The 18701-nt window shown below is 72.6% G+C and carries 15 protein-coding genes and 1 pseudogene; 4 read left to right on the top strand and 12 right to left on the bottom strand.

Features of this window, described 5'->3' with window-relative positions:
* Nucleotides 1–81: 81 nt before the first annotated feature.
* The 4 genes from ASD48_RS28955 to ASD48_RS28940 form a co-directional block, all read right to left on the bottom strand.
* A complete protein-coding gene (locus ASD48_RS28955; RefSeq protein WP_057604690.1) occupies nt 82–1446 on the bottom strand; it encodes an aspartate kinase in 1365 nt (454 codons plus the stop codon).
* A 101-nt stretch (nt 1447–1547) separates the two neighbouring features.
* Nucleotides 1548–2660 (bottom strand): 3-dehydroquinate synthase II family protein, encoded by a 1113-nt coding sequence (locus ASD48_RS28950; protein WP_057604689.1) that lies wholly within the window; start codon nt 2658–2660, stop codon nt 1548–1550.
* A gap of 134 nt (nt 2661–2794) precedes the next feature.
* Nucleotides 2795–3628 (bottom strand): 2-amino-3,7-dideoxy-D-threo-hept-6-ulosonate synthase, encoded by an 834-nt coding sequence (locus tag ASD48_RS28945; RefSeq protein WP_057604688.1) that lies wholly within the window; start codon nt 3626–3628, stop codon nt 2795–2797.
* 135 nt (nt 3629–3763) lie between these two features.
* Nucleotides 3764–4789 carry a ParB N-terminal domain-containing protein gene (locus tag ASD48_RS28940; protein ID WP_057604687.1) on the bottom strand — a complete coding sequence of 342 codons (1026 nt, stop codon included), beginning with the start codon at nt 4787–4789 and terminating at the stop codon, nt 3764–3766.
* A gap of 1019 nt (nt 4790–5808) precedes the next feature.
* Between ASD48_RS28940 and car the strand changes: the two genes are divergently transcribed.
* The gene (car, locus tag ASD48_RS28935) at nt 5809–9312 is read left to right on the top strand and encodes a carboxylic acid reductase (protein WP_242432764.1); all 3504 of its coding nucleotides are present in this window, start codon (nt 5809–5811) and stop codon (nt 9310–9312) included.
* A 342-nt stretch (nt 9313–9654) separates the two neighbouring features.
* Nucleotides 9655–10242, top strand: a complete 588-nt coding sequence (locus ASD48_RS28930; protein ID WP_057604686.1) for a TetR/AcrR family transcriptional regulator — start codon at nt 9655–9657, stop codon at nt 10240–10242.
* 119 nt (nt 10243–10361) lie between these two features.
* Here ASD48_RS28930 and ASD48_RS28925 read toward each other — a convergent pair whose 3' ends face one another.
* From ASD48_RS28925 to ASD48_RS28915, 3 genes are all read right to left on the bottom strand, one after another.
* Nucleotides 10362–11105 (bottom strand): HAD family hydrolase, encoded by a 744-nt coding sequence (locus tag ASD48_RS28925; protein ID WP_079074077.1) that lies wholly within the window; start codon nt 11103–11105, stop codon nt 10362–10364.
* Nucleotides 11102–12385, bottom strand: coding sequence for an acyl-CoA dehydrogenase family protein (locus ASD48_RS28920; RefSeq protein WP_079074024.1), 1284 nt, complete (start codon nt 12383–12385; stop codon nt 11102–11104). Before ASD48_RS28920 ends, ASD48_RS28925 begins: the two co-directional genes overlap by 4 nt.
* A 326-nt stretch (nt 12386–12711) precedes the next feature.
* Nucleotides 12712–13773, bottom strand: coding sequence for a ScbA/BarX family gamma-butyrolactone biosynthesis protein (locus ASD48_RS28915; protein WP_079074023.1), 1062 nt, complete (start codon nt 13771–13773; stop codon nt 12712–12714).
* A 137-nt stretch (nt 13774–13910) separates the two neighbouring features.
* Here ASD48_RS28915 and ASD48_RS28910 point away from each other — a divergent pair, with 137 nt between their 5' ends.
* Nucleotides 13911–14549 (top strand): ScbR family autoregulator-binding transcription factor, encoded by a 639-nt coding sequence (locus tag ASD48_RS28910; protein WP_057604685.1) that lies wholly within the window; start codon nt 13911–13913, stop codon nt 14547–14549.
* 49 nt (nt 14550–14598) lie between these two features.
* Nucleotides 14599–15612: an aldo/keto reductase gene (locus ASD48_RS28905; RefSeq protein ID WP_057604684.1), complete on the top strand. Its 1014-nt coding sequence runs from the start codon at nt 14599–14601 to the stop codon at nt 15610–15612.
* Between the two features lie 59 nt (nt 15613–15671).
* Here the strand turns inward: ASD48_RS28905 and ASD48_RS28900 are convergent, their stop codons facing one another.
* From ASD48_RS28900 to ASD48_RS28890, 5 genes and pseudogenes are all read right to left on the bottom strand, one after another.
* On the bottom strand, nt 15672–16355 hold the full coding sequence (locus tag ASD48_RS28900) for an alpha/beta hydrolase (protein WP_242432763.1): 684 nt from the start codon (nt 16353–16355) through the stop codon (nt 15672–15674).
* A gap of 153 nt (nt 16356–16508) precedes the next feature.
* Entirely contained in the window at nt 16509–16751 is a 243-nt protein-coding gene (locus ASD48_RS42555; RefSeq protein ID WP_079074022.1) for a DUF6411 family protein, read from the bottom strand.
* A 164-nt stretch (nt 16752–16915) separates the two neighbouring features.
* Nucleotides 16916–17126 (bottom strand): annotated as a pseudogene (locus tag ASD48_RS43735) (ATP-binding cassette domain-containing protein); the annotation flags it as partial.
* 135 nt (nt 17127–17261) lie between these two features.
* On the bottom strand, nt 17262–17747 hold the full coding sequence (locus tag ASD48_RS28895) for an Asp23/Gls24 family envelope stress response protein (RefSeq protein WP_057605032.1): 486 nt from the start codon (nt 17745–17747) through the stop codon (nt 17262–17264).
* Between the two features lie 259 nt (nt 17748–18006).
* The gene (locus ASD48_RS28890; protein WP_057604683.1) at nt 18007–18699 is read right to left on the bottom strand and encodes a hypothetical protein; all 693 of its coding nucleotides are present in this window, start codon (nt 18697–18699) and stop codon (nt 18007–18009) included.
* Between the last annotated feature and the right edge of the window lie 2 nt (nt 18700–18701).

Here is an 18701-nt window from a genome sequence, read left to right as displayed (position 1 = left end):
GCGGGGTCGGCCCGCCCGGACGGCCGGGGTCGAGTCGGATGGCGGACATCGGTGTTCTCCCTCGTGGTGTGGGGGCCGGGGTCACTCGGCGGCGGCCAGGGCGGGCATCGCGGCTTCGAGCTGCCCGCGCCCGGCGGCCGACGGCCAGGCCGGGCCCGCGTGGTGCGCGCCCGCCGATCGGACCAGGGGTGTCACCGGCTCGGACAGGAAGACGTCGTGGACGACCTGGGTCGCCGCGGCCAGGTCGCTGCGACCGGTCAGCACGCTGAGCCGGTTGGAGGTGACGTGGAGGTCGGTGCGCGCGGCACCGACCGAGCGCAGGGCTTCGAGCAGCCGCAGCGGCGCGTACGGCTGCCGGCCGATGCCCAGGCCGACGACGGAGAGCCGGGCCAGGTTGGACGTCCAGTGCGCCTCGTCCAGGCGGATGCCGCGGTCGGTGTCGGCCAGGAGTTCCCGCATCTCCTGCACGCTGTTCTCGGGCAGCGTGAGCGCGATGTCGCCGGCGTCCTCGGTGCCGAGGTTGCCGTAGCGGCGCAGCTCGACCTCGGTCTCGCGCTCGACCAGTTCGCCGAGCAGGCGCAGGACGTGGTCCGTGGTGATCCGGCGCAGTACGCATCGGACCAGGCCGGAGCGCCCCGCGACCCCGGCGATCGGGCGGACGCTGCCGGCGGGTGTCCAGGACTGGCCGGACACCGTCCCGGCCGCGCGACGGCCGTCGCCCACCCAGGTCTGCGGGCCGATCGCGGCGCTGTTGGAGCGCACCTTGAGGTCGACGCCGTGGGTGCGCGCGTAGTCGACCGAGTCGGAGGCGAGCACCTTGGCGCCGCTGACGGCCAGTTCGGCCATCTCCTCGTAGAGCAGGGCGGTGTGCCGACGGGCGCCGACGACGGTGCGGGGGTCGGCCGTGTAGACGCCGGCGACGTCGGTGACGATCTCGCAGTGGTCCGCGCCGAGCGCGGCGGCCAGGGCGACGCCGGTGGTGTCGGAGCCGCCGCGGCCGAGGGTGGTGCGGGCCCCGGTGGCGATCGACTCGCCCTGGAAGCCCGCGACGACGGGGACGGTGCCCTTGGCGAGCTCCTCCCGCAGCCTGCGCGGGTCCACCTCCACGATCGTGGCCCGGCCGTGGCGGTGGTCGGTGCGGATGCCCGCCTCGGGACCGCTGAACGAGCGGCTCGCGACGCCTTGGTGGTCGAGCGCCAGCGACACCAGTCCGGCGGATGCCGCCTCGCCCGTGCAGAGCAGGGCGTCGAGTTCGCGTGCGTCGGGGCGGGCGGTCACCGCGGACGCAAGCCGGAGCAGTTCGTCGGTGGCCCCGCCCATCGCGGACACGACCACGACGACCTGGTTGCCGTCCTCGCGCGCCGCCCGGATCTGCCGTGCCGCTTCGATGACCTTTTCCGGCGTGGCGACGGACGTTCCGCCGTATTTCTGCACTATGAGCGCCATCTCACGCACTCTCTTCCTTCAGATCCGTGGGACGTGGAGGACGTGGCTCGGGTGCCGCGCCGACCGCCGGTTCCCGGGCGGTCACGTGACCGGCTCGGGCTCTACTGCTCGTGGAGGAACTCCCGGATCGCGTAGCCGACATGGCGCTGGTCGGTCATGGTGTGGCCGAGGATGACGTCGCCGGGCCGCAGCTCGGTGAAGTTGTGCACGCTGCCGCCGGGACCGAGCGCCCGGACGTGCCAGTCGTCCTGACCGACCATGTCCACGAGCTGGCCGCCGCGGGTGCGGGCCTCGATCCGCAGCATCGGGCGGGACTCCATCTTGATCCGCCCCACGACCACCGTGCGCACGCTGCCGTCGGTGCTGACGGCCAGGATCTCCGACCCGCAGTGCAGTTCGGACAGGTACTGGGTGCGGTTGCCGGGCGTCAGGGTGTAGGAGGAGAGGGCGGCCGCGTTCACCCGGAACGGGCGGGTGGGCATGTACGGCAGCGGGTGGGTCTCGCTGCTGACGAGCACCAGGCCGGTGGAGTACGACCCGACCAGGATGCCCTCGTCGGGCCGCAGGTGCGAGCAGGTGTCGACGCAGACCCGGTCGCCCAGGCCGAGGTGGGTGAGCTGGACGATCTCCAGCTCCTCCATCTCCAGTGAGGCGGCCTCGCCCCGGGTGACCTGCACCAGCTCGGTGGCGTCGCCGACGCGCTTGGGGGCGAGCAGCACCGCGTCCGAGCCGCGCTCGAGCACGCCGATGGTGGTGGCCGCGTCCTCGACGTCCTCGACGACGGTGACGATGGAGCCCTTGGCCTTGTCGGCCGCGGCCAGCAGGATCTCCAGCGGGATCTTGCTGGGGTCCTGGCGGAACTCGACGAGGGTCAGCTCCGACTCGTTGGCGATCCGGCAGGCGAGTTCGAGGCTCTGCTCGTCCAGCACCTTGATGAGGACGCCGGAGCGCAGGCCGGGGCGGATGCCCTCGAACTTCTCGGCGATGCCGTGGTCGGCGATCAGGATGTCGACCACGTCGACGAGCCGGTCGATGAGGGTGGTGGGCGTCTCCCCTGTGACGACGGCGGCCTTCTGCACGTTCGGCGGGACCTTGCCGGCCAGCTCGGGGTCGTCCAGCACCACGGTCTCGACGCCGATGTGGGTGCTCTCCTCGACGATGGCGGTGGCGAGTTCGGCGGCGAGGCCGCGGAGGTCGATCCATGCGGATTTCATGTTCACACCTTTGGTTGTGGGTTGCTTGCCTGTCGTGGTCGCGCGTGGCTGCCGGCGACGGGAGTCACGGTGTGCGGTCTGAGGGCTGCCGGGAGGGGGCCGGGTGGGGGGGGTGCCGGGCGAGGGGATGCCCGTCAGACGGCCGCCTCGGACAGTTCCTGGGGCAGGGCTGCCAGGGCTTCGAGCGAGCGGGGTCCGGCGTGGACCCGGCGGGCCACCGAGCGGGCCAGCGCGCCCGGGTCCGGAGCCTGGAAAACGTTGCGTCCGACGGCGACGCCGAGCACGCCGGACTCCATCGTGCTGTCGATGAGGTCGAGGAACTTCCCGGTGTCCTCGAGCACGCCGCCGCCGGCGGTGACGACCGGGATCGGGCTGGCCGCGACGACCTCGCGCATCGTCAGGGGCGAGCCGGTGTAGGGGAGTTTCACGATGTCGGCTCCGAGGTCCGCCGCGACGTTCGCCGCGTGCGCCAGCAGGACCGGGTCGGCCGGGTCGGTGATACGAGGGCCGCGCGGGTAGACCATCGCGAGCAGCGGCAGGCCCCAGCGGGCGCAGCTGCCGGCGACCGCGCCGAGGTCGGTGAGCTGGGCGGCCTCGGTGCTCGACCCCAGGTTGATGTGCACGCTGACGCCGTCGGCGCCCAGGGCGACCGCCTCTTCCACGGCGCCCACCAGGATCTTCGCGTCCACGTCCGGCGCGTGCTGCGTGCTGCCGTTCAGGTGGACGATCAGTGCCAGCCGCCCGAGCGCGTCGGTCGGCAGGAACCGGACGCGCCCCTTGTGGACGATGATCCCGTCCACCTCGTTGGCGGCCATCGCCTCGACGAGCCCGGCGAATCCGGCGGCGGAAGCCACCGGGCCGTCGGCCAGGGAGTGGTCGAGCGGAACCAGGAACGTCGTCCCGGAAGCCGAGTGGACAATTCGCTGAACCCGACGATCCTTTCCGGTCCAGCCGTATGCATCGGTCATTTTCTCAACACCCCGTCCCAAACCCGGATAACCGGATCAGTTGTCCGGTGCGCATTCGATGCGCTTTCAGTGGAAGTTTTTCTGCGTTGTTTCCGGTGTTGCTCCAATGACAGAACCAAGGAATTCGGCGGCCCGTCAAGCCCCGCGTTTCCCGTGCTTTTCAGGGTTTACCGCAGATTGCCTCTGCCCGGGCTGCGCCGACCGGCGCTGCGACAGGCGCACGGCGAGGTCCTGCCACGCCTGCACGCTCGCCTGCGCGAGTTCGGCGACGAAGTCGAGGCAGTGGTCGGGCAGGTCGAGGACGAGACCGTCCTGCGCCCGCGGGTCGATGGCGGCCACCGCGAGGATGCTGAGCAGCAGGCGGCCTGACTGGTTGAACCGCAGCGAGGGGTCGGTGCGCAGGGAGCGCAGCAGCGCGGTCGACCTGTCCAGCGCGACCTGCCCGGACGGCGCGGCCCGCGCGCGAGGCGGCTCCGCCTTCCGCGCGGGCGGGGCGTGCCGCTGTCCGGGGATCACCGCCCCGCGCTGCCGGTGGAGTTGGTCGCGCACATCGCGGACGGTGCCCGTGGACACGCCGGCGACCGCGCTCACCGCCCGCAGGGAGGAGGCGGGTTCCCGTAAGAGCATCTCCTTGGCGCGCTCGCGCCCGGCGGCGGTGCTGACGGGCCGCACGCGGCCGTCCCTGCCGATCCTGGCCTGCCCTCCGGGCCGCCCGACGGCCTGGCGCAGGGCGGCGATCGTCTTGGGCGACAGCCCGACGGCCGACGCTATCGCGCGGTTCGACCAGTCCTCCTGCTCGCCCAGGATGCGGGTGCCGGCCGCCTTGCGGTCGGCCAGCGACAGCGGCAGTCCGTGCCGCACGTTGAGTCGCACCGCCAGGACGAAGGCGCTCGCGTCGTCGCCGTCGAACCAGCGGGCCCGGACGGTCCGTTCGCCCCGCAGCAGGGCCGCGCGAACCCGGTGCACGCCGTCGACCACCCGGTTGGTGCCGCGCTGCACGATGATCGGCGGCAGGTCGGCCTGCGATTCCGCCAGGACCCGTATGTGCTCGCCGTTCTCCCCCGCGGAGCGCGGCGAGTGGGACAGGTCGAGCGCCGCGATCGGGATCCACTCGACGTCCGCGCCGGTGGCGGGATCGGTGTACCGCGCTTCAACGTCCACGCGTTCCGGTGGGTGGACGCGCGGGTCCCGTCGCCGGAGCACTGCTTCGCTGTTTGTCACGTTCGACCACTCCTCAGCCACACCCGCCGCTCTCGGTCAGGGGCCCCGGAGCCAGCGCGCACTCCGAGCGACCCGCCATAAGAATACCTCCGTCAAGGTATTTTTTTGCAAGCTTGCCGCGGCTCCCGGCGCGCTGTGCAACCGGGGATTTCCCCGGTTGCACATCCGGTGAACAGGAAGGCGGGCCCCCAGGAACCGCGCCGACCAGGAGCGGAGAGGACCGGAGGCCACCGGTGAGGAGGAGGGCCGAGGGGACCTCGAAGACGGCGGGCCCTCCTCGTCGCCGGGGAGAGGGCCCGGCGAAGGGGCCCGCCGCCGGGAAGGAGGGAGAGGCCCTCGCCGGGAAGGGGCCCGGGGAGGGGGCCCGCCGCCGGGAAGGAGCAAGGGGCGAGGACGGAGGTCGCCGCACGGTCCTCTTCTCCCGAGGCGGGCCTCGCCAGGGCCGCCCCGCGCCCGCGCACCCCGGGGCGGGGGCCGCTGCACGGTCCCCTTCGGCGGGCGGGCCGCCCCACGACTCGCCCCGCGCGGCCCGGCCCGGGCCGCCCGTGGTGCTGCGCCGGGACACCCCGCGGTGCCGGACACGGTGCGCGGCGACTCCCCGCGGAACTCCGCAGCGATCCGCGTGAGCGGGAACTCCCGCACGCATTCCGCGCGAGTGGGATACCGATCGGGGTCGCGGGCACAGCCCGGCCCTTCCCCGTCACTTCTCCCCCGTCACCCTCCCCGCAGCCCCTTCCCCGCCGACCCTCCCTCGCCGTCCCGGCAATATGGCGTCCATTTCTTTCCGCGCGGTAAGCTGCCCGCGCCTTGGGCACCGGAGCCCTTTTTCAAATGCGCCGGTCCGGCTCGTGGCATTCTCCTTCGGCTTTCGGCCGGGCTCATGTGCCGGAAAGAATTCGCGGTCACAGAAAGGCGTGGTCATGGGTAGTGATTCACCAGGCATCATCACGCGCGCTTCCGTGGGAAAAAGCCGGAAGCAGCGTATTGCCGAGTTGTTCCGGGCCGAGCCGGAACTCGTCGGGAGCATGCCGGTGGCCGGCGTCCACGAGGAGAGCGCCGGCCGCCGGCCACGCCTGTCCGAGATCGTCAGGCGGGCCCTCGCGGCGTACGCCGAGCGGCCCGCACTCGGCGAGCGGGCCCGGCAGTACGTCAGCGTCGACGGCCGCGTCACCGTGCGGCTGCTGCCCCGGTTCGACACCGTCTCGTACGGCGAACTGTGGTCGCGGCTGAGCGCGGTCGCCGCCGACTGGTACCACCACCCGCAACACCCGCTGCGCGAAGGTGACTTCGTCGCGATCCTCGGCTTCGCCGGCACCGACTACACCACGGTCGATCTGGCATGCGGTCAGGTCGGGGCTGTCGCCGTGCCGCTGCACACCAACGCCTCGGTCGACCACATCCGCCACCTGGTGGCGGAGGCCGCCCCGCGTGTCTTCGCCACCAGCACCGACCGGCTGGCGACGGTGCTCGAAGCGCTGTCCGGGCAGACCTGCGTGCACCGGATCCTCGTCTTCGACCACCACCCCGAGCTCGCCGAGCACCGGGAGGCGCTGGCGGCCGCCGGCCGGCTGCTGGCCACGACGGGGGCGCCGATGTCGCTGGAGCTGCTGTCCGACGTCGTCGGCCGCGCGGGCTCACTTCCGCCGGTGCCCGAACTGCCGCCGGACAGCAGCGCCGACGGGGCGCTGTCGGCACTGGTGTACACCTCCGGCAGCACCGGCACGCCCAAGGGCGTGATGTTCCCGGAGTCGACGGTGGCCCTCATGTGGCGCCCGCCCGAGGGACCCGACAACCGCTATCCGCTGATCACGGCCAACTTCCTGCCGCAGAGCCACCTGGTCGCCAGGCGGCTGGTGATCAAGACGCTGGCCACCGGCGGCACCGCGAACTTCGTGGCCCGCAGCGACCTGTCCACCCTCCTGGACGACCTGGCGCTGATCCGGCCGACCGAGATCGCCATGGTGCCGCGGGTCTGCGAGCTGCTCTTCGAGAGCTACCACGCCCGGTTGAACCAGCGCGCGGCGAACGGCGAGCTGCGCGACGCCGACCACGCCGAGGTGATCGCGCACCTGCGGGACCACGTGCTGGGCGGGCGTGTCATCCACGCCCCCTGCGGGTCCGCCCCGCTCGCCCCGGAGCTGGCCGCGTTCCTCCGCGACGCCCTGGACGTCCCGCTCCTGGACAGCTACGGCACGACCGAGACCGGTCTGGTCATGCTGGACCACCGGGTACAGAGCCCGCCGGTGCTGCACTACAAGCTCGCGGACGTGCCCGAACTGGGCTACTCCACCGCCGACTCACCCCACCCGCGCGGCGAACTGCTGGTCAGGACCGCGCTGATCACCCCCGGCTACTACCGGCGCGCCGAGGAGACCGCCGAGGTGTTCGACCAGGACGGCTACTACCGCACCGGCGACATCATGGCCGAGACCGCGCCCGGCGAACTGGTCTACGTGGACCGGCGCAAGAACGTGCTCAAGCTCTCCCAGGGGGAGTTCGTCGCGCTGTCCAAGGTGGAGGCGGCGCTCGTCGCCAGCCCGCTGGTGCGGCAGATCTTCGTGTACGGGAACAGCTCCCGCGCGTACCTGCTCGCCGTGGTGGTGCCTACTCCGGAGGCGATCGCACAGGCCGGTGACGGGGCGGCGCTGAAGGCGGAGGTCAGCCGATCGCTGCAGAGCGTCGCCGCGCAGGCCGGACTGGCGCCGTACGAGGTCCCGCGCGACCTGATCGTCGAGACCGTGCCGTTCAGCCAGGACAACGGCCTGCTGACCGACTCGACCAAGCAGTTGCGCCCGCGGCTGAAGGAGCGGTACGGCGAACGGCTCGAGCGGCGCTACGCCGAACTCGCCGCGGGGCAGAGCGCGGAGCTGCGCGCGGTGTGGCAGGAGCGCGACCGCCCGGTGGCCGAGACGGTCGCCCGCGCCGCGCAGGCGCTGCTGGCGGGGCTCGACGTCGAGCCGGGCCCGGAGCGGCGTTTCACCGAACTGGGCGGCGACTCGCTGTCGGCGCTGTCCTTCGCCAACCTGCTGCGGGAGATCTTCGGCGTCGAGGTGTCGGTGGGAACCCTCCTGGGCCCGGCCAACAGCCTGGAGCAGATCGCCGGCCACGTGGAGCGGCTCCGCGGCACGGCCACGGCGCGGCGGGCCACCTTCGCCTCCGTCCACGGCGAGCACGCCACCTCGGTGCGGGCCGCGGATCTCACTCTGGACAAGTTCATCGACGCAGCGACACTCGCCGCCTGCACGGCACTCCCCCGGCCGGCCGGCGAGCCGCGCACGGTGCTGCTCACCGGGGCCAACGGCTACCTCGGCCGACTGCTGTGCCTGGAGTGGCTGCAGCGGCTGGCCCCGGTGGGCGGAACGCTGGTCTGTCTGGTGCGCGCCGCCGACGACAGCGCCGCCCGGCAGCGTCTGGAGGAGGCCCTCGACAGCGGGGACACCGCGCTCAAGAGCCGCTTCGCCGAACTGACCGCCGACGGCGCGCTGCGCGTGCTGGCCGGCGACATCGGCGCGACGCGCCTGGGCCTGAGCGAGCAGGACTGGCAGCAGCTGACCGCCACGGTGGACCTCATCGTGCACCCGGCGGCGCTGGTCAACCACGTGCTGCCGTACCGGCAGCTGTTCGAACCCAACGTGGCCGGCACCGCCGAGGTCGTCCGCGCCGCCCTGACCACCCGGCTGAAGCCGGTCGTGTACGTGTCCACCGTGGCCCTGGCCGCTCACGGCGCGGCCACGGCGGACGAGGACACCGACATCAGGGTCGGCCACCCCGGGCATGCGATCGACGACAGCCACGCGGGCGGCTACGCCACCAGCAAGTGGGCCGGCGAGGTACTGCTGCGCGAGGCCCACGACCTGTGCGGGCTGCCGGTGACCGTGTTGCGCTCCGGCATGATCCTGGCGCACGCCCGGTACGCCGGGCAGCTCAACGTGCCGGACGCCTTCACCCGCCTGCTGCTGAGCCTGATCGCCACGGGGATCGCGCCCGATTCGTTCTACGACGGCGCGGAGGGCGGCCGGCGGCCGCGGGCGCACTACGACGGGCTGCCGGGGGACTTCGTCGCCGCCGCGGTGGCCGCCCTGGGCTTCCGTACCGCCGGGTTCCGGACGTTCAACGTGGTCAACCCGCACGACGACGGTGTCTCGCTGGACACCGTGGTCGACTGGCTGACCGACTGCGGGATCACCGTCCGCCGGGTCGGCGGCCACCGGAAGTGGCGCGAGCAATTCGAGGCCGCGCTGCGGACGCTGCCGCAGGCGCAGCGCCCGTACTCCCTGCTGCCGCTGATGGCCGCCTGGCGGGAGCCGCTCGTCCCTCGCACGACGTCGGCACTGCCCGCCGAGCGGTTCCGCGCGGCGGTGCGCACCGCCGGAATCGGCGCCGAGCAGGACATCCCGCACCTTTCCCGGTCGCTGATCGAGAAGTACGTGGCGGACCTGCGGCACCTGGGCCTGATCTCATAGGGCCCGGTCGCCCCGGGAGGTGACGGTGCGTCACTCCCCGGGGCGGCCGGGCCGGCCCCGCGGTGCGCGCTGCCGGCGTGGTGCGCGCCGCCGCAGGAGTCCGCCACTCAGGAGTCCGCCGCCAGGAGTCCGCACCGGCCCCGAGCAGGGCACTCCCTCCCCGGGCGGACGCCGACGGCGGACCGCTTCACCCCCGCCCGGAGCATGGCGGGATATCGCCGCGCGCTCGGTGACACCTGGATACGATCACGTCAATGCGTTCGGCGGAGCGCCGCGTAAAACATACCTTTTCAAAGGTTTTTATTCGGGGGGTGGAGGCTCGGCATGGTTCAGGAGCGTGCAGTGCGTACGCGGGAGCAGGTGCTCAACGCCGCGGCGGAGGAGTTCGCCGCGCACGGCTACATGGGCACCACACTGCTCGACGTGATCCAGCGCACCGGCATGACCAAGGGCGCGCTGTATGGGCACTTCTCCTCGAAGGAGGAGCTCGCGACGGCGCTGATCGAGGAGGCCGGGAGCGAGCTGAGCACGCGCGCGGCACGGGCCGACGGGCCGGACGCGGCGGCGGTGCCCGCGCTGCGGGAGACCGTGCTCGATCTCGCCCGGCACCTCCGCCGGGACACGCGGGCCCGGTCCGCGTTGCGGCTCGCCGTGGAGAGCCCTCATCTGGACCGGCACGACCTGGGGCTGGTGCAGCGGATCTGCCTGCCGCTGACCCGTGCCGTCACGCAGGCACAGGCCGGTGACGGGAGCTCCGGCGGATATCCCCCGGAGGCCGTGGCCCGCCTGCTGGTGTCGGTCTTCTTCGGGGTTCCGCATCCCGTGCCGCGTGACGACGCCGACGCCGCGCGGCAGTTCGACGACCTGTGGGCGGCCGTGTCCGGGCCGCGAGGGGACGGAGGGGGTGCCGCCGGCCCGCCCGAGCGCTGAAGGGCATGAGCGGTGAAGCGCGTGAGCGGTGAAGCGCCGGTCCGCGCGCCGGCCGGCCGCTTCGCCCCCGGTGGAGACGAGCCGGCCGGGACCGTACGCGAGAGCGCGGGTACGGCCGGTCAGGCGCCTGCCCGGCGGGCCTCGGCGCCGGCCACCGGACGGGGTGGGAGCAGCGCAGGGACGTCGAGCGCGGCGTGCGGGCGCAGCACCCGCGCCCGCGGCAGCCGCGCGGTCAGTTCCGCCGAGCCGCCCACGACGACGGGGTGCCCCACCTCCGCCAGCATCGGCAGGTCGGAGATGTGGTCCCCGTACGCGTAGCACCGCGCCGGGTCCACGTCCGGACAGCGCCGCAGCGCCTCACGCACCGCCACGCGCTTCGCTTCTCCGATGCAGGGATCGCCCACGAGTCGGCCGGTCAGCATGCCGTCACGGGTCCCGGGGACCGAGCACAGCAGGCGTGCCGCTCCCACTTCGGCGGCGATGGGAGCGAGGATCGCAGGAAACGACCCGGACACCAGGATGACCGTGTCGCCCGCGCCGCGGTGCAGTTCCAGCGCCCGGCGTGTGGCGGCCAGGTAGAAACCGGGAGCCCCCGAGCGCTCGGCGTACCAGGCCTCGGCCAGCTCCGCGACCCGGGCGACGGGCTCGCCCGCCCAAGTGCGGTAGTACAGGCGGTTCAAGGCTTCCCGCGGAGCGCCGGCGGACATCCGACGGGACAGATCCCCCCCGACGTCCGCCGCGAGGCGGGCACCTCGCGTTCCGCGGGTGCGGCGGAAGTAGAACGCGAGGAAGTCGAACATCGACTTCCCTGCGATGAGCGTCTCGTCGACGTCGCTGAACACCAGCCGGGCCGGCCCGCTCATCGCGGCCCGCACGGCATCGGCGCCGACCACTCGCCCTCGCCCCAGGCGGCGTACGCGCCGGCCGAGGCGTCCAGCCGCAGGGCACCGTGCGCCGCCACCGTGTGCGTGTCCCGCCAGGCGCGCTGGACGTCGCTGGTGTCGTCCCGAGCGTGGACACCTCCCGTTCTGAACAGCCGTTCGACGGTTTCCACCAGCAACTCGGCCGCCACCGCGGCGTCGCGCCGGTTGACCGCCTCGACGCGTGGCGCGGTGGGCTCGGCATCGGCACCGGCTCCGGCCCGGTCCAGCAGCAGGGCCACGGCGTCGATCTCGGCGGCGGAGCGCGCCAGCACCCGCTGGACGGCCGAGTCTCCCAGGGCCGCCGGGCGCCCGGCGGGCGCGGTCACCGCCCAGCGTGTCCAGGACCGCAGGGCGAGCCGGGCAGCGCCGAGCGCCGGGGCGCAGAACATCGGGCCGCCGGCCAGCTGCGCGGACGCCTGGCGTGCCAGTGAGGCGCCGGGCTCCACCACGGCGGCGAGCATGTCGTCCAGCGGGCAGGCGCGCCGGTCTGGGACGAACACCCCGCGTACGTCGACGGAGTTGCTGCCGGTACCGCGCAGTCCCGTGCTGCGCCAGGTGTCGCGCACGATCACCTCGGAGCGCGGCACCGCCAGGACCCAAACCGCGGGCCGCGCAGCACCTGCGAGAGGGACACCGGCCGCCACCACCGGGGTGCCGTCGACCGGGGTGCCGTCGACCGGGTTGCCGTCGGCCGACGTGCCGTCGGTCGGGGCCGCGAGCAGGACCCAGTGGGACCAGTCCACGCCGCTGACACAGTCCCAGCGGCCGTTCAGCAGCCAGCCGCCCGGTACCGGGCGGGCCGTTCCGGCGGGCGGGGCCAGGGCCGCGGCGATACGTGTGTCGGGGCCCCTCCCCCACAGCTCCCGCTGTCCTTCTTCGGGCAGCCTGGCCGCGTACCGCCCGTGCGCGGCCCAGAGCATGCCGCACCATGCGGCCGAGGGGCACTCTCCGGCGATCAGTGCCGTGGCGGTGATCAGGTCGGCGAAGCCGCCTTCCCGGCCACCCCATCGGCGGGGCACGAAGTGACGCGCGAAACCCGCTTCTTGGAGCGCGGTCACGACTGCGGGAGCCAGCCGCCGGTCCCGGTCCGCCGCCGAGGCGGCACTTCCTGCCGCCCGGGCGGCCCGCAGTACGGCGTCCTCGGCGAGCGTGCCGCCGGTGCGCTCCGGGAGGGAAAGGCCGGATCGCTGCTTTTCTTGCGGCTCAGCATGATCGAGCATCGTTCAGCTCCTTGTCGAGCCGGACAGGGATGTGGAAACATACTTTCTTAACGGTTTCTTACCTGGAGGTGCCGATGCCGCGACAGCAGGAACACTCCCTGCACGCGTGGGCGTCGGCACAAATCCCGGCGTGCCAGGCACTCAGGGCCGGGAAGTCCGGCTCACCGGTCGACGCCGCTCCGGATCCGGGCGCCGGCCGGCCGACGTGGTCCGCACGACTCCCGGCGTGGTCCGCCCAACTCACCGGGCGCGGTGGGGTCTTGGTTCACCCGTACATCGGGGACCGCTCCCGCGGCCGAGGGAGGCCCGCCGGTCCGCGCTCACCGCTACACCGCCGCGGTGGAGCCGACGGCGCCACGGGAGAAGGCGACCTCCTCGGGCGCGGCGGGCAGGACTCGGGGCAGCCACTCCATGGTGACCGTGGCGACGGTCTCCTCCCGCTGTACGGCCGTGATGCACAGCCCGGTGACGTCCGACGCGGTGGCCGGCGGCTGCAACCGGGCGCACAGCCGCACCGGTTCGTCGAGGTCGGCGAAGGCCGGGCAGTCCATCCGGACGGAGCGCAGTACCGCTCCCGCGGGAGCGTCGTGGCGGCGGTGGGCCAGGCGGTGGCCCAGCTGACGGGCGCCTTCCAGCGTGACCATCAGCGGTATGTGGTCCCCGGGGTGGTCGAAGAGCACCGCGTGGTGCAGATCGACCAGCAGCCGCCACTCCCCCGCCTCCGTGCGGCCCAACACGCTGTCCTTGGCGCGCAGTCGGCCGACGTCGGCCGCCGGCAGGCGAGTTGCGGCGGACTGCCCGGCGCGGACGGCCTCGTCACGGACCTGCCCCTGCGTCCCCTGCCACCGGAGGCGCTGATACAGCCTCTCGTCGACGGCGTAGACGCTCAGCCCGGCCCGGGCGCACTCGCGCCCGGCCACGGACACCACCGCGTCCACCCGCATACCGAAGCGCCGGGGCGGCCTGTTCGCCACCCACGACCAGCGGGCGTCCAGGGTGAGGTGCAGCGGGGTGTCGCCGACCAGCAGCGCCTCGTGGTCCGTGATCTCGAAGTAGGTGTCGCTGCCGACGAAGCGGTGTCCCAGCGGGATCCCGCAGTACTCGTGCGCCAGGTAGACCAAGGCCTGGCGCACCGTCTCGGTCAGCAGCAGCGGGTCCGACATGCCCTGCGCGTCGGGATAGTACAGTGCGTGATCCCGAGGCCACTGGGCTCCCACGAGGAACCGGCCCTCGCTCACCTGCAGGGCGTCCGTGATGAAGACCTCCGCCACCGCGGCCCGGTGGACGAGCTGTCGGGAGACTGGTTGAAGAAACTTCAGAGAGGCATCCACTACTGCCGTGCCCGGTTCGCCTGGGACCCTGGTCGACAGTTCGTACAACTGGTCCATGGTCTCTCCCCCATTGGGTTCGGGAATACCGTGGTGGTGCGCCGTGAAAATATACCTTCGCAGAGGTATCTTGCAAGGGAACCATCTCGTGCGGGGCATGCGCGCCAGGCACCGTCGAAGCGTACGGAAGAGGAATCATGAGCAACCTGAAGAGCGACCTCCGGGCAGCCGGAGCCAAGGCCGCACCCCCGCGGGAACTCAAGCAGGAACGGGCCGGCCGCACCCGGAGGCAGCTCCTCGACGCCGCCGCCGCGGCCTTCGCCGAAAAGGGATTTCCCGCCGTCACACTCCAGGACATCGCCGACCGCGCCGAGGTGACCAAGGGAGCCGTCTACTTCCATTTCACCAACAAGGAGGCGGTGGCCGTCGCGGTCACCGAGGAGTTCTACACACAACTGCCCGCCATTGCCGAGTCCGTCACGGCCAGGCGGCTTCCGCCGCTCGACGCGGTCGCCGAGCTCCTCCTGCAGACCGCGGTCGCCCTGCGGGACAACCCGGTGATGCAGGCCGGTGCGCGGCTGCAGATCGAGCGGAACCTGGTCGACGCCGACATGCCGACGCCGTTCAGCGAGTTCACCCAGCTCATCACCGAGCTGCTGGCACAGGCCCAGGACGAGGGCACGTTGCGGACCACCACCGACATCGCCTCCATGGCCCGGGTCATCGTCGCCGCGTTCTTCGGCAGCCAGCACATCTCCTGGGTCCAGCGCAATCGTGAGGATCTCACCGATCGTGTACAGGAGATCATCGACGTCGTTCTCCCCGGCCACGCGTGATGTCCGCGCCCTCCCGGCCGCCCACCGCCGCACAAGGAGAGCCCTTCCCATGTCTGCCCTCACCCTCCCGCTCGTCCCGCTCGGCACCGGCGGTCCGTCAGTAGGCGCCCAGGGCCTCGGCTGCATGGGCTTCAGCGAGTTCTACGGACCCAGCGCACAGCCCCAGGCGCAGGAGACCCTCCGGGCCGCCCTCGACGCGGGCGTCACCATGTTCGACACCGCCGACCTGTACGGACACGGCGAGAACGAGGTGCTTCTCGGCCGCTTCGTGCGCGCCGACCGCGAACGGGTCTTCCTCGCCACGAAGTTCGGCATCGTGCGGCAGCCGGGCCGGCGGACCTGGAACCAGGTCCGCGGCGACCGCGCCTACGTTCGCCGGTGCGCCGACGCGAGCCTGAAGCGCCTCGGCATCGACACAATCGACCTGTACTACGCGCACCGCCGCGACCCCTCGGTCCCCCTGGAGGAGACCGTCGGCGCGATGGCGGAGCTCGTCCAGGAGGGCAAGGTCCGCCACCTGGGGCTCTGCGAGGTGACCGGCCCCGAACTACGCACGGCGCACGCCGTCCACCCGATCACCGCGCTGCAGTCCGAGTGGTCGCTCTTCAGCCGCGACGTCGAGACGTCGGCGGTCCCCGCGGCCGCGGAACTCGGCGTGGCGTTCGTCGCGTACTCGCCGCTCGGCCGCGGCCTGCTCACCGGCGCGCTCCACGACACCAGCGAACTGAGCCCGGACGACGCCCGGTTGACGATGCCCCGGTTCACCGGCGAGCACGCCCGCACCAACCACGCGCTCCTCGACACGGTCCGCGCGATCGCCGCGGACCACGCCGCGACGCCCGCACAGATCGCGCTGGCCTGGCTGCACCGGCAGTCCCGCGTCCACGGCCTCACCGTCCTCCCCATACCCGGCTCCCGCAGGTCCGCCCGGCTGCGGGAGAACGCCGCGGCGGCCGCGCTCACGCTGTCCGAGGCCGACCTCGGCGCGCTCGAACCACTGGCGGCGCAGGTGGCCGGCACGCGTTACACGGACATGAGCACCACCGCGACCGCCCGCGAGTGACCCACGTGCCCGGCAGTGGCGTGCCGGGCACCGGTCCCCGGCAGGGCCGTGCTTCGGCGTCACGCGCTCCCGCCGGCCGGAGGGAGCGCCCCGAGAACTGCCGCGAGACCGCCCGGGTCGTGACGGGCGATGTTGTGGCCGACGGGAATCTCGTGCACCCGCCAGCCCGAGTCGTGGCGCAGCCGTTCGGTCACGGCCACGAAAGGGCTGTCCGGCCACGCGCCACCGCTGATGAACGTGCGCCGGACGGCGCGTCCGGGGCCGCTGCGCAGCCTGAGCGACTGAAGGAAGCTCGCCAGCGGGTGCGGTCGCGCGCGCGGGTCGGCCCCGCAGGGGACCGCCACCCAGCGGCCGTCGTCGCGGGCGCCGGCCATGAACAGCTGCCGGAACCGGTCACTGGTCAGGGACCAGCACGAATCACCGTCCTGAGGGACGTAGGCGTCGATGAAGACGAGCTGATCGAGCCGGTCACCGAGCCGGTCCGCGACCCCGGCGATCACCATCCCGCCGTAGCTGTGCCCGCACAGCGCGAGGGGTGTTTCACCACCGCGGTCGATGATCTCGGCCACCTGGTCGATGTGGGTGTCGAGATTCGGCGGCCGGTCCACGTCGACCGGGCCGTCCGGCTCCAGCCCCGCCAGGGTCACCGCCTCGACCTGGTGACCGTCGCGGTGCAGCTCGGCCGCCACCTCGTCGAACGCCCACCCGCCCTGCCAACCCCCTGGCACCATCACGAACTTCACCGCGTCATCGTAAGCGAAGCACAACCCCACGCGTACGTTCCGTCACGGCACGTCACAGCCGTTCCGGTCGTTCCGGCTGTCACGGGGCGGGCGCACCTTGCCGGTGCGGCGTACGTCGAACATGCTGCGGCGGTACACCGCGCCTCCCGCCGGTCAGAAGGGCAGGCGTCCGCGGGCGCGACGGCCGGCGGAGCCGCTGCGGCCCACGGCTCGCGAGCTGGACTGGAAGGGCTTGCTCAGCAGGCGCCCCAGCGGGCCAGGGGCCTTGGAGCCTGCCCGGGACCCCAGGCCCAGGGTGCGCTGGGCGCCGTTCTGAGGGTGCCGGCTCAGTCGCGGGACGACGAAGGCGAGTACGGCAAGGACTACACAAAAGGCGATGACACCAACGATGATCATGGAAGGACTCCCTGGAGGTTCGAGACGGATGCACCTTGCGTGCCACAGCAAGGACATGACCTTGTCTGCTCTCGACCGACTGCCCGCTTCGGCGCGGGACACGCCAGGGAGGTGAGAAGGGCCGCACCAGGGCGTACGGCGCGTGCAGCACGTACCGGGTCATGGCTACGCCCCGAAGTCGGCCGCGCCAGTCCGACGCGGACCTTGAGCGCGGTGGCCTTCCCTGCCCCGTTCGGGCCGAAGAACCCCGTCACCCTTCCGGATCCGACCGTGAACGACAGGTCATCGACTGCCGTTTCTCCGGCCATAACGCTTGGTCAGCCCTTCGACCCTGAGGGCTGCCGGGTCTCCGAAGCATGTTCGTGAAGAAGTCATGCCCGAAGCTTCCGGGGTGGTGATCTCCCCGTCATCCGCCCACGGTCGAAACCCGAACTCCCCCAGGGGAGGAGTTCTTCTCCTGCACCGGGGCCTGGTCACCGGTTGGCGTCGGCCGGCCACGGCGCGGGGGACTCACCTCACCCGGTTCTCGTCGGGTGCGGACTCCTCCTCCTCGTCGGGCAGGTGGACGTCACCGACGGCGATGTTCACCTCGACGACCTCCAAACCCGTCATCCGTTCCACGGCGCCGATGACGTTGGAGCGCACGTCACCGGCCACGTCGGTGATGGAGACGCCGTACTCGACGACGATGTCCAGGTCGACGGCGGCCTGGCGCTCCCCCACCTCGACCTTCACCCCTCGCGTGATGCCTCCGCTGCCGCCGGGGACCCGTTCCCTCATGGCGCCGAAGGCGCGGGCCACGCCTCCGCCGAGGTTGTGGATGCCCGGCACCTCACGGGCGGCCATCCCTGCGATCTTGGCCACCACGCCGTCCGCGACAGTGGTCTGTCCCCGGGTCTGCGCCGGAGCCCCGGCCCCGGTACGGCCTTTCAACGTGCTCACTCCGGCATCGGCTCGGCCCGTCGCGCCGGAGCTGCTGGTAGCGGTGTCTGTCATGGCGATCACCTCAGCCCCTGTCCGATGTGCTGTGCCGGCTCCGGGTACCCGCTTCTCCTGAGCCGCGAACGAGATCACACGATCGAAAGGCCGGCTCCGTGGACGGCTCTCCACCCTGCGGTCGTCGGCGTCCTCCGCGGTATGGAGCGGCGCCCGGCCCCTCCGGCCGCACAGGGCCGTCGGCCGTCGGCCGTCGGATGCCGGATGCCGGATGCCGGATGTCGGATGCCGGACGAACGGGTCGAGCCACCGGCCGTGCTCAGGGACTGGGAGGCGTCGGGGGTTCCCGGCGCTGGTCGCCGCTGTTCCGACGGAGCCGGTCGGTGTGGCGGGCGACGTCGTCGACGCGTGCCGCGAGGTCGGGATGACCGGATGCCAGATACGTGTGGGTTCCCGTGAGGGGGCTGACGAGGGCGGCGGCGTCGTTGTCGGCGAGGGCCGCGGTGAGCTCGGCCAGAGGGGTGCGGGCGGCGGCGGGGAGGTCGGTGAGGGCGGTGATCTGTCCGGCGAGCCGGCGCAGGTCCGCGGCGTTGGCGCGGGCCCAGGTTGTGACGGTGCGGTCGGCGGCGCGGCGGTTGCGGGTGGCCTGTACGCGCTGCTCGCCGGTGGAGCCCGGGGTCCCGGGGCGTACGCGCAGGTAGCGGCGTTCGGCGGCCTGGCGGCTGGATACGCCGAGGGGGTGGGCGAGGTCGGCCCAGCTGGTGCCCGCTTCCCGGGCTTCTTCGATCAGGCCCGGTTCCCATTCGGCGAGCTGATCGCGCACTTCGCGGAGCAGCAGGAGCGCGGCGAGCGCCTGCTCGGCGCTGGTCCGGGCGGATTCGGGTTGCTCCGCGTCCCGGGAAGTCCGGGCGGTGTGCAGGGCATCGCGGATCGTGTTCAGGGCCGCGGCGGCGAGGAAGGACGTGGGGGTGAGGCCCTGGGTGCGCGGGGTGGGCTGATCGTCTTGTGTCACGG

Origin of the sequence: Streptomyces sp. Root1310 (assembly GCF_001426425.1) — a bacterium.
Taxonomy (GTDB): domain Bacteria; phylum Actinomycetota; class Actinomycetes; order Streptomycetales; family Streptomycetaceae; genus Streptomyces.
This window is presented reverse-complemented; position numbering and strand designations above follow the sequence as displayed.